Annotated in this window: 6 protein-coding genes; all 6 read right to left on the reverse strand. The window is 73.3% G+C overall.

The window, feature by feature from the left end:
• Window position 1: 1 nt before the first annotated feature.
• The 6 genes from ACX9MN_RS29305 to ACX9MN_RS29330 all read right to left on the reverse strand — a co-directional run bounded on the left by ACX9MN_RS29305 (window position 2) and on the right by ACX9MN_RS29330 (window position 11102).
• Window positions 2-1849 carry an extracellular solute-binding protein gene (locus ACX9MN_RS29305; protein WP_489726141.1) on the reverse strand — a complete coding sequence of 616 codons (1848 nt, stop codon included), beginning with the start codon at window positions 1847-1849 and terminating at the stop codon, window positions 2-4.
• Between the two features lie 14 nt (window positions 1850-1863).
• Complete coding sequence (locus tag ACX9MN_RS29310; RefSeq protein WP_489726142.1) at window positions 1864-3789, reverse strand: extracellular solute-binding protein; 1926 nt, start codon at window positions 3787-3789, stop codon at window positions 1864-1866.
• Window positions 3790-3940: 151 nt separating this feature from the next.
• A complete protein-coding gene (locus tag ACX9MN_RS29315) occupies window positions 3941-6022 on the reverse strand; it encodes a hypothetical protein (protein WP_056525936.1) in 2082 nt (693 codons plus the stop codon).
• A gap of 334 nt (window positions 6023-6356) precedes the next feature.
• On the reverse strand, window positions 6357-9176 hold the full coding sequence (locus ACX9MN_RS29320; protein WP_489726143.1) for a DUF4159 domain-containing protein: 2820 nt from the start codon (window positions 9174-9176) through the stop codon (window positions 6357-6359).
• Between the two features lie 7 nt (window positions 9177-9183).
• Window positions 9184-10095 carry a DUF58 domain-containing protein gene (locus tag ACX9MN_RS29325; protein ID WP_331304529.1) on the reverse strand — a complete coding sequence of 304 codons (912 nt, stop codon included), beginning with the start codon at window positions 10093-10095 and terminating at the stop codon, window positions 9184-9186.
• 2 nt (window positions 10096-10097) lie between these two features.
• Window positions 10098-11102: an AAA family ATPase gene (locus tag ACX9MN_RS29330; RefSeq protein ID WP_489726144.1), complete on the reverse strand. Its 1005-nt coding sequence runs from the start codon at window positions 11100-11102 to the stop codon at window positions 10098-10100.
• Window positions 11103-11376 lie beyond the last annotated feature (274 nt).

The following is an 11376-nucleotide window of genomic DNA, read 5'->3' on the forward strand; positions in this document are numbered from 1 at the left end:
GTCAGTCCCGCCCGATCCGCTTGGCCTTGTCGGCGTCGAACCACCACGTCCCGGGGGCGCCGAGATCGTATTTCGGCGGCGTCGCCGGGCGGCCGTACACGTCCCAGAGGGCGAGGCGATGGGTCGAGGCGTACCACATCGGCACCCAGTAGCGCCCGGCCCGCAGGACCCGGTCCAGGGCCCGGCAGGCGGTGGTCAGGTCCGCCCGCGACGTCGCGTCGGCGACGGCGGTGAGCAGCGCGTCGATCGCCGGGCTCGCGATCCCCGACAGGTTGTTGGAGCCCGCGGTCCCGGCGGAGCGGGACCCGTAGGTCTCGCGCAGCTCCGCGCCGGGGGTGAGCCCGCTGCTGTAGCGGCGCGGCGTGACGTCGAAGTCGAAATCCTTCAGCCGCGCCTGGTACTGAGACGGGTCGACCGTGCGCAGGCTCGCCTTGATGCCGAGCAGCCCCAGGTTGCGGATGAAGGGCTGCGTGACCGCCTGGAAGACCGGATCCTCGTCGAGGAACTCGAGGGTCAGGGGCTGGCCGCCGGGCAGCAGCAGGTTGCCGCCCTGGCGGGTGCAGCCGGCCTCCCGCAGGAGCGCGTCGGCGCGCTTCAGCAGCGCCCGGTCCTGGCCGGACCCGTCGGAGACCGGCGGCGCCCAGGCCTCGCCGAACACCTCGGGCGGCAGGTCCTTGAACGGCTCCAGCAGGGCGAGCTCCTCGGCCGAGGGCTTGCCGGTCGCCTTGAGGTCGGAATTCTCGAAGAACGAGGCCGTGCGCGCGTAGGCGCCGTACATCAGGTTGCGGTTCGACCATTCGAAATCGAAGCACAGGCCGATCGCCTCGCGCACCCGCGGGTCGCGGAACGCCGCGCGGCGGGTGTTGATCCACCAGCCCTGCGTGCCGCTCGGCCGCGCGTCCGGCACCGTCTCGCGGACGACGCGGCCCTCGGTCATCGCCGGGAAGTCGTAGCCGGTCGCCCAGACCCGGGCGGTGAACTCCTCGCGGAACGTGAAGGCACCGCTCTTGAACGCCTCGAAGGCCACGGTGCGGTCGCGGAAATACTCGTAGCGGATCGCCTCGAAGTTGTTCTGGCCGACATTCACCGGCAGCTCGGCGGCCCAGTAATCCGGGACGCGCTCCAGGCCGATGGACCGGCCCGGATCGACGGTGCCGACCCGGTAGGGACCGGAGCCGAGCGGCGCCTCCAGGGTCGAGGCCTCGAAGTCCCGGCCGGCGTAGTAGGCGGCGGAGAAGAGCGGCAGCTGCGCGACGAACAGCGGCAGGTCCCGGGCGCGGCCCGGCTCGAAGGTCACCACGAGCCGCCCGTCGCCCTCGGCCCGGGCGTCGGTCATGGGACGGATCACCTCGGCGATCTCGGGGTGGCCCTTGTCGCGCAGGAGCTTGAGGCTGAAGGCCGCGTCCCGCGCGGTCAGCGGCGAGCCGTCGTGGAACCGCGCCTGCGGGCGCAGCGCGAAGGTGTAGGTCAGGCCGTCCGGGCTGACCGTGACGGCGCGCGCCACCAGCCCGTAGAGGGCGTCCGGCTCGTCGAGGGCGCGGACCATCAGGCTGTCGAAGGTCAGGGGCATGCCGGCGGCCCCGTCGCCGCGCAGCACGTAGACGTTGAGCGTGTTGAAGGTGTTGAGCGACTGGTTGCCGGTCGTCGCGGCGAGCTGCGCCGAGAAGCGCCCGCCGCGGGGCGCCATCGGGTTCACGTAGTCGAAATGCGCGAAGTCCGGGCCGTATTTGAGCTCGCCGAAGCTGGACAGGCCGTGGCGCTCCTGCGCGTCAACCGCCCGGGCGGGGCGCCACGGCGGCATCGCCGCGAGCGCGCCGGCCCCGAGGACCAGCCCGCGCCGGGTCGGCATCCCGGGACCGCCCGTCAACGGGGCGCCCCGGTCTTGGCGGCGAGCGTCTCGTCGTACCACCACGTCGTCGGGAAGCCGGAGCTGGCGTAGAGCGGCAGGATCGCCGGGTGGCCGAACCGGTTCCAGCGCAGCGTCCGCTGCTGGTCGGAGGACCATTGCGGGACGACGTAGTCGTGGGCGAGGAGCACCCGGTCGAGGGCGCGCGTCGCCGCGACCACGGTGTGGCGGTCCTTGGCGAAGATGACCTTCTCGATCAGGGCGTCGATGCCGGGGTCCTTGATCCCGATCAGGTTGCGCGAGCCCGGCTTGTCGGCCGCCGCCGAGCCCCAGTACTCGCGCTGCTCGTTGCCCGGCGAGAGCGACTCGCCCCACGACGCCGTGGTGACGTCGAAGTCGAAGTTGCGGATGCGGTTCTGATACTGCGCCTGGTCGATGACCCGCAGGGTGGCGTCGATGCCGATCAGCTTCAGCTGCGCCGAGAACGGCAGGATGACCCGCTCGAAGGTGTTCTGGAACTCCAGGAACTCGACGGTCAGCGGCTCGCCGGTGGCCTTGCTGACCATCTTGCCGCCGCGCAGCTCGTAGCCGGCCTCGCGCAGCAGGCCGACGGCCTCGCGCAGGTTCCTGCGAACCGCCTCGGGGCCGTCGTTGACCGGGTTGGCGTAGGGGGTGGTGAAGACCGAGGCCGGGACCTTGTCCCTGACGCTCTCGAGGATCGCCTTCTCCTCGCCCTCCGGCAGGCCCGAGGAGGCCAGCTCCGAGCCGAAGAAGTAGGAGTTGATGCGCTTGTAGAGGCCGTAGAACAGCGCCTTGTTCATCTCCTCGTAGTTCATCGCCAGGTTGAAGGCCCGGCGGACGCGCGGATCCCTGAACTTGTCCCGGCGCGTGTTGAACGCGAAGGCCTGCATGATGCCCATGCCGCGCTCGGGGAACGCCTCCTTGATCAGGCGGCCCTCCTTCACGGCGGGGAAATCCTCGTAGGCGGTCGCCCAGTTCCGGGCGATGTTCTCGATCCGGAAATCGTAGAGATCGCCCTTCAGCGCCTCGACCAGCACGGTGCCGTCGCGGAAATACTCGTAGCGCTCGGTGTCGAAGTTGTAGCGCCCGGCATTCACCGGCAGGTCCTTGCCCCAGTAATCGGGCACGCGGGTGTAGGTGGTGGTGCGGCCCGGCTCGAACTTCGCGAGCCGATAGGGGCCCGAGCCCAGCGGCGGCTCCAGGGTCGTCTCGGTGACGCTGCGCGCCTTGCCGTTGGAATCCTTGGCGGTCCACCAGTGCTTGGGCAGGACGCGGAGCTGCCCGATCACCTGCGGCAGCTCGCGGTTGCCGGTCTCGGTGAAGGTGAAGGTCACCTCGTGCGGCCCGGTCACCTCGGCCTTGGCCACGGTCTGGTAGTAGGCGGCGTAGAACGGGCTGTTGGCCTTCAGCACGTCGAAGGACCAGACCACATCCTCGGGCGTGATCGGCTTGCCGTCGTGCCAGCGGGCGTTCTCGCGCAGCCGGTACGAGACCGAGCCGAGATCGGGGGCGATCCGCACCGCCTCGGCGAGCAGGCCGTAGGAGGTGAACGGCTCGTCCGACGACTCGGTCATCAGCGGATCGTAGATCTGCTGGATGCCGTTCTCGAGGTCGCCCTTCAGGCCGGCGACGACGATGTTGAAATTGTCGAACCCGCCCTGGGCCCCGAACCGGACCATGCCGCCCTTGGGGGCTGCCGGGTCGGCGTAGTCGAAATGCTTGAAGTCCGGGCCGTATTTCGGCTGGCCCATCAGCGTGATCGCGTGGGTCCACTGGCCGTTGGCGGCCGGCAGGGTGGCCGGCACGGCAGGCGGCGTCGACGGCATCGCGGCCGGTTCCTGCGCACGGGCCGGGGCGAGCTGGAGGCAGGCGACGAGGAGTGTCGCGGCGAGGAGGCGTCCAGTCACGGTCTGCGCTGTCACGGGCAGGCTGTCTCCGTTGGTTCGAGCCCGCGCCGGACGCGGACTCTCTCGACATGTCAGGGGGTCATAGGACGCGGACCGCCGCCCGTCGACCATGCGGGAGCGCACAGGGCCGCACGGGTCCGAAGGCGCGCCCAGCCGCAAGTCCGCGTCACGCCGCCCGCCCCCGCCGGCCCTCGACCAGCCACATGGCGAGCAGGGCGGCCGCCAGCGCGGCCAGCGCCGCGAGGCCGAGCGCCAGCGGGTAGACCTCGACGCCGCGGATGTTGGCGCTGTCGCTCGGCCGGAAGCCGATCCAGTCGCTGCCGGCGAGGCGGCCGCCGCGCACCAGCGCGAGGCGCGGCACCTGGATGCCGCCCGACTCGGCGACCCGGCGGACCGAGCCGCCCGACCCGTCGGCCGCGGCCTTCAGGCGCTCGGTGTCGCTGAACACGTCGGCGAGCTCGCGCGGATTGGCCGGCCCGACGCTGACGAAGGCCACGAGGTTGCCCGACCGCAGGGTGTGCAGGCCCAGGGTCTCCGCGTCGAAGGTCGCGGTGAACAGGCCGGGCTCCTGGGGCTTCAGCGTCAGCGTCGTCACCTTGCCGGTGGGGCCCGTGACGGTGACCGGCTCGGCCTGGTCCGCCATCGTCTGGCGCTCGACCCGCACCTCGCGGCCGCGCCCGGTGGTCTGGGCGCGCAGCGCCTCCTCCTCCAGGGCCGGCTCCTTCATCAGCCAGTGGCCGAGGCGGCGCAGCAGGTCGAGATAGGGGCCGCCCTCCTGATAGCCCCGCGCCCAGAGCCAAGCGTGGTCGGACAGGAGCAGGGCGACGCGGCCCTTGTCCTCGCGCGAGAGGGCGAGCAGCGGCAGGCCCTCGGCCCCCGACAGGATCGGCTGGATTCCCGGCCGGGTCCGGGCCTCGACGATGCGCAGCCAGTCGCCCCAGGCGGGCGGGTTCGCGTCCGAGCCCGGCAGGGCGCGGGTCACCGGGTGGCGCTGGCCGACCTGCGTCGGCGTCGCCTTGTAGGGCTTCTCGACGACCCGGCCGTCGGGGTCGCCGGGCAGGATGCCGGCGAGCCGGGTGCGGGCGAGGCTCGCCGGTCCGGCGAATTCGGGGCCGGCGGCGATCAGCAGGGCGCCGCCCTCGCGGACGTAGCGGACGATGTTGTCGAAATAGGCCTGCGGCAGCACGCTCTGGTTGGCGTAGCGGTCGAAGATGATCAGGTCGAAGTCCTTGATCTTCTGGACGAACAGCTCGCGCGTCGGGAAGGCGATCAGGGAGAGTTCCGAGATCGGCGTGCCGTCCTGCTTCTCCGGCGGCCGCAGGATGGTGAAGTGGACGAGGTCGACGTTGGCGTCCGACTTCAGGAGGTTGCGCCACGTGCGCTCGCCCTGGTGCGGCTCGCCGGAGACGAGCAGCACCCGGAGCTTCTCGCGGATCCCCTCGATCGGCAGGACCGCCCGGTTGTTGACCGTGGTGAGCTCGCCCGGCAGCGGCTCGACCTCGATCTCCACCACGTTCGGGCCGCCGTGCTCGATGCGCAGGTTCAGGGAGAACGGCTTGTCGGTGGCGACGTCCCGCCGGCCGATCTCCTCGCCGTCGCGGCGCACGGTGACGACCGCGTGGCCGGTCCCGCCGCGCTCCATGACCTCGGCGCGGATCGTCAGGTCCTTGCCGACGATGCCGAAGCGGGGCGCCTCCAGGAGCTTGATCTGCCGGTCGCGCTCGTCCGGGTGTCCCGTGACGAGGACGTGGAGCGGCGCCTTGATGCCGAGCTGCGCCAGCGAGGACGGGATGTCGTGCACCACGCCGTCGGTGAGCATCACGATCCCGGCGAGGCGCTCCGGCGGGACGTCGGCCAGCGCCTGGCTCAGGGCCGTGAACAGCTTGGTGCCGTCGTCGCCGTCCTTGGAATCGGGCACGTCGATGAAGCGGGGCTCGATATCGGTGAGCGCACCGAACCGGCGCTGCAACTCGGCGCGGACCGCGTCGGTCATCTGCGGCCGGTCGCCGAGCTGCTGGGACCCGGACCGGTCGACCACGATGGCGGCGACATCCTTCACGGGCTCGCGGTCCTCGCGCACCAGCGCCGGGTTGGTGAGCGCCGCGAGCACCAGGGCGAGGACGAGGACGCGCAGCAGCGCGGTCCGGCCGCGCGCCAGCACGGCGAAGACCGCCAGGACGGCGACGATCGCTCCGAGAACGGCGATGGCCGGCCAGGGCAGGAGCGGGGTGAAGCTGAGGCTCAGCATGGGGCGGAGCGCTCCGGATCCGTGAGGCGGCGCCGCGCCTCATTCCATGAACCGCCACGCTCACGCGGCGGCGCGGGCAGGCGCGACGGGCTCCTTCTCCCGCGCGGGAGAGGGCTGGGGTGAGGGTTGGGAAGGTACAGGCTCGAGCACGCCGTCGATGTGCCGGCAGGGAGCGCCGCGTCCGGAGAGATCTGGCCCCTCACCGTGTCCCTCTCCCGCACGGGAGCGGGGACCCGCGCCCCGTCCTGCCGACGCGGCGCCGCGCGCGCGCTTCGAATTTGCAGGCATGCAGAGGAGTGAGGAGAGGCGGCCGCGCGCCGTGTGTTCGAACCCATCACTGCCCCAGCCGCTCCAGCAGCGCGGGCACGTGGACCTGGTCCGCCTTGTAGTTCCCGGTGAGCGTGTACATCACGATGTTCACGCCGCCCCGGAACGCCATCTCGCGCTGGCGCTGGTCGCCGCCCACGACCGGGTAGAGCGGCTCGCCCCGGCGTCCCACCGCCCAGGCGGCGGCGAGGTCGTTACCGGTGATGATGATCGGGCTCACACCGTCGCCGGCGCGGGCCGGGCGGCGCTCGGCGCCCTCGGCGGCGGGCGGCAGCGCCTCCACCCAGGTCTGGCCCGTGGCGTAGCGGCCCGGGAAGCTGTCCACGAGGTAGAAGGCCTTGGTCAGCACGTGGTCGAGGGGCACCGGCTCCAGTTCCGGCACCTCGAGCGTCGCCAGCATTTTCCGGAGATAGGCTCCTTCCGGGGTGGGCGGCCCGCCCGGCCGCGCGGTGAGCGCGTCGCGGGTGTCGAACAGGACCGTGCCACCGTTGCGCATGAACGCGTCGATCTTGCGGATCGCGACGTCCGAGGGCTGCGGCCGGTTCGGGGCGATCGGCCAGTAGATCAGCGGGTAGAAGGCCAGCTCGTCCTTCGCCGGATCGATCCCGGCCGGCTCGCCCGGCTCCAGCGCGGTGCGCGCGGCCAGCATCTGGGTCAGGCCGGTGAGGCCGGTGCGGCTCGCCTCGTCGACGGCGGCGTCGCCCGTGATCACGTAGGCGAGGCGCGTGACCAGCGCCGACTCGATGCCGTTCGGTCGGTTGGCCGGCGGCTCCTCCGCGCGGACCGGGCGCGCCGGCAGGGCGGCGAGCAGGACGAGGCCGGCGAGGGCCAGCACGGCCGGCCGGCCGCGCAGGCGGGCCGCCAGACCGCCGCGGCGCAGGAAGCCGCCGAGCCACAGCCCCGCCAGGGTGTCGAGCGCCAGCAGCAGCAGCGCCAGGGTGAACAGGCTGGGCCGCAGGTCCAGGGTCTCGGCGCCGGCGAGGGATCCGAACCGGGCGCCCTCGAGCGCGGCGGTGTCGAGGGGCTTCAGCCGGTCATCCGGTTTCAGGGCGTTCACGCTGATGCCTCCGTCCGGCGGGCCGTAGAAGCCCGGCGGATGTTCGAGGTTCGCCCGGTCGGCGTAGTCGGCCGACACCGCGGTGGCCGAGGCCGGCGGCGAGCCCAGCGCGCCGAACCCGTCCAGCGTCACCCGCGGCGCGAGCACCGGGGCTGCGGCCCGCGTCGCGTCCCCCTGTACCGGCGCCGCGGCGCCGGCCAGCGCCACGACGCGCCGGAGCATGTCGATGAACAGGCCGGAGAGCGGCAGGTTCGACCACGTCGTGTCGGCGGTCACGTGGAACAGCACGATCGTGCCCTGGCCGCGCTTCTGCGCGGTGACGATCGGCGTGCCGTCCTGGAGCGACGCCCAGGTCCGGTTCGGCAGGTCGCCGTCCGGCTCGGCCAGGATCTGGCGGCGCACGCCGATATCGGCCGGCGGCGTCAGGCCCGCGAAGGGGCTCTCGGGCGGGAACGGGGCCAGGGTCTTGGGGCTGTCCCAGGAGAGCGTGCCGCCGAGCGTCCGGCCGCCCCGCCGCAGCCGCACGGGCACGAGCGGATCGTTGCCGGCGGCGAGCCGCGGGCCGGCGAAGCGCAGCAGCATCCCACCGTCCTTCACGAAGCTCTCGATCCGCGCGGTGGTCTTCTCGTCGAGCGCGCCGACATCGGCCAGCACGAGGACCGAGACCTGATTGTCGAGGAGCTGGTTGATCGAGTCCGCCGTGCCCTTGGCGCCCCGGGGCTCCTGCACGTCCGCGAAGGGCTGGAGCGCCCGCGACAGGTAGTAGGTCGGCGCCAGGAGCGGCTGCGCCTGGTCGAGGGTGCCGCCGAACACGAGCCCGACCCGGCGGCGCTTGCCGCGCTCGTCCTGCAGCACCACGGCGCCGGCCGAGCGCTCGCCCGCGATCTCCAGCCGGCTGATGCTGTTGCGCAGCTCCACCGGCATCTCGAAGGTCGCGTCCGCCTCGGTGGCGTCGGCCCCGAAGGCGAAGTCGCGCTCGGCGAGCGGCAGGCCCTTCTGGTCGAGCGCCCGGATCACGCCCGCGTCGCGCCCGTTCGGCGCCGCCCGCAGGACGTGGGTCACGAGCTTGCCGGCGTTCTCGGTGGCGGTGAGGGCGAGGGCCGACGGCCTGTCGGCCCGCAGCACCGTGAGGGCCGCGCCCCTGTCGCCCGCGAGGTCGGCCAGCCCCTTGGCGAAGCGCGTGTCGCCCGCGCCGGCGACGCCGTCGCTGATCCAGACGAGGCCGGCGCCCCGGTTCTTGTCGAGGAAGGTCTCGATCGTCGCGAGATGCGCGTCGCGGGTGGGGAGGATCGGGCGCGGCGCGAGGGCGCGCAGGCGCTCCAGGGCGGCGGCCGGCGTCTTCGCCTCGAAGGCCGCGGGGGCGTCGGCGAGGCCGATCACCGCGACGGGCCGGCCGTCCCGGGCGGCGCCCTCGACCGCGTCGGTGGCGACGCGCAGGCGGTCGCGCCAGTCGTGGGCGGCCGGGAAGCCGTTGTCGAGGAGCACGAGGAGCGCGCTGCGGCCGCCCCCGGCCCCGACGCCCCCGGCGTTCCAGACCGGACCCGCGACCGCGAGGATCAGCGCGGCGGCGATCAGGAGCCGCAGGATCAGCAGCCAGGGCGGCGTCCGGGCCGGGGTCTGCCGCTGCGGGATCAGGTCGGCGACGAGCTTGAGCGGCGGGAAGTTGATCCGGCGCGGGCGCGGCGGGGTCACCCGCAGCAGGAACCACAGGGCCGGCAGGCCGATCAGGGCGGCGAGCGCCAGCGGCGCCGCGAAGGTCAGACCCAGCATGGCGGCCTCACTCCGTGCCGCGGGCGGCGATCAGCGTGGCGAGCCGCAGGGCCGCCTCGCTGGCCGGCCGGTCCGTGCGGTGGATCGTCAGCGTCCAGCCCTGTCCGCGGGCGATGGCGGCGAGCGCCGCCCGGTGCTCGGCGATCCGGGCCCGGTAGCGCGCGCCCCAGGCGTCGGCGTCGCCGATATCGAGGCTGAGGCCGCCCTCGAGATCGTGCAGGACGGCCTGGCCGGTGAACGGGAAGGTCTCCTCGATCGGGTCCGCCACCATGAGGAGATGGCCGCGGCTGCCGCGGCCGGCGAGGCTCTGAACGGAGGCCGCGATCCGGTCCGGCTCGGTCAGGAAGTCGCCGATCAGCACCACCTCGTCGAAGCGGGCGGGGCTGGCCCGGGGCGGCAGGTCCTGGGTGAGGCCGGCCGTGTCGGCCACGAGCGCCTGGGCCAGGCGCTCGACGATCCCCCGCGACGCGCTGGCCCGGGTCAGCCCGAGGAGGCCAACTCGCTCGCCGCCCTCCACGAAGGCGTCGGCCAGGGCGAGGCCCAGGATCAGCGCGCGCTCGATCTTCGGGGCCGAGGCGAGGTCCGACACGAAGCCCATCGAGGCCGAGCGGTCGATCCACAGCCAGATGTTGTGGGCCGCCTCCCATTCGCGCTCGCGGACGTAGAGCCGGTCGTCCCGGGCCGAGCGGCGCCAGTCGACGCGGGCCGCGGCCTCGCCGGTGACGAAGGGGCGGAACTGCCAGAAGCTCTCGCCCGGCCCGGCGCGGCGGCGGCCGTGGAGGCCGTGGGCCAGCAGGCTCGACACGCGGCGCGCCTCCAGGACGAGGCGGGGCATCTTGTCGGAGAGGGCGGTCGCGCCCTCGCTCTCGCGCCGGCCGGGGGTGCGCCTGCCGGCGTCGAGGGCGTTCGTCGCGACCAAAGTCAGAGCTTCTCCGCGAGCTTGGCGATCAGGCCCTCGATGGTCTCGCCGTCGGCGCGGGCGGTGTAGCTCAGCGCCATCCGGTGCTTGAGCACCGGCTCGGCGAGCGCCTTCACGTCGGCCACCGACGGCGCGACCCGGCCCTCGATCAGCGCCCGGGCGCGGGCTGCGAGCGTCAGCGCCTGGCTGGCGCGGGGGCCGGGCCCCCAGAGGAGCTTGTGCTTCACGATGGCGTCGCCGCTGTCCGGCCGGGCGGCGCGGACGAGGTCGAGGATCGCCTCGACCACGGCCTCGCCCACCGGCAGCCGGCGCACGAGGCGCTGGGCGGTGAGCAGCTGCTCGGTGGACATCACGGCCCGCGGGCGCGCCTCGTCCACGCCGGTGGTCTCGATCAGGATCCGCCGCTCGGCGGCGCGGTCGGGGTAGCCGACGTCGATCTCCAGGAGGAAGCGGTCGAGCTGCGCCTCGGGCAGGGGATAGGTGCCCTCCTGCTCGATCGGATTCTGGGTGGCGAGCACGTGGAACGGCCGCGGCAGGTCGTGGCGGGCGCCCGCCACCGAGACGTGGCCCTCCTGCATGGCCTGCAGCAGCGCCGACTGCGTGCGCGGGCTCGCGCGGTTGATCTCGTCGGCCATCAGGAGCTGGGTGAAGACCGGCCCCTGCACGAACCGGAAGGCCCGGCGGCGCTCGGCGTCCTCCTCCAGGATCTCGGTGCCGAGGATGTCGGAGGGCATCAGGTCGGGCGTGAACTGCACGCGCCGCGCGTCGAGGCCCAGCACCGTGCCCAGCGTCTCGACCAGCTTGGTCTTGGCGAGGCCCGGCAGGCCGACCAGCAGGCCGTGGCCGCCGGCCAGGATGGTCACGAGTGCGAGATCGACCACTTTCTCCTGGCCGAAGATCACCCCGTGGATCGCCTCCCGCGCCGCGCCGACATCGGCGAGGCAGCTCTCCGCCGTCGCCACGATGCCGTCGTCCAGGGTGGTGGCCGGGTTGATCCCCTGCGTCATGCCGATATCCATCTCCTGCCCGGGCCCCGCGGGACCCGCCGGCCAATCCCGCAAGTGTGGGGCTTCAGGTGCCGGGCTGGCAAGGTCGGGATCGCCGCACGCCCGTTCGCGGCCGCGTTGGCAACGTCCGGCGCCCTCGCCGAGGCCGGAGCCGCCCGCGATGGGTCGGACGCCGATCCCGCCCCGCTCTTGGCGTGGGCGACCCGGACCTTTAGGAAGGCGCCCAAGCCGGGGCGATCCTCACCCGCGACCGCCGGACCGGCCGAACCCTCTG

The organism is Methylobacterium sp. 1A (genome assembly GCF_058072805.1).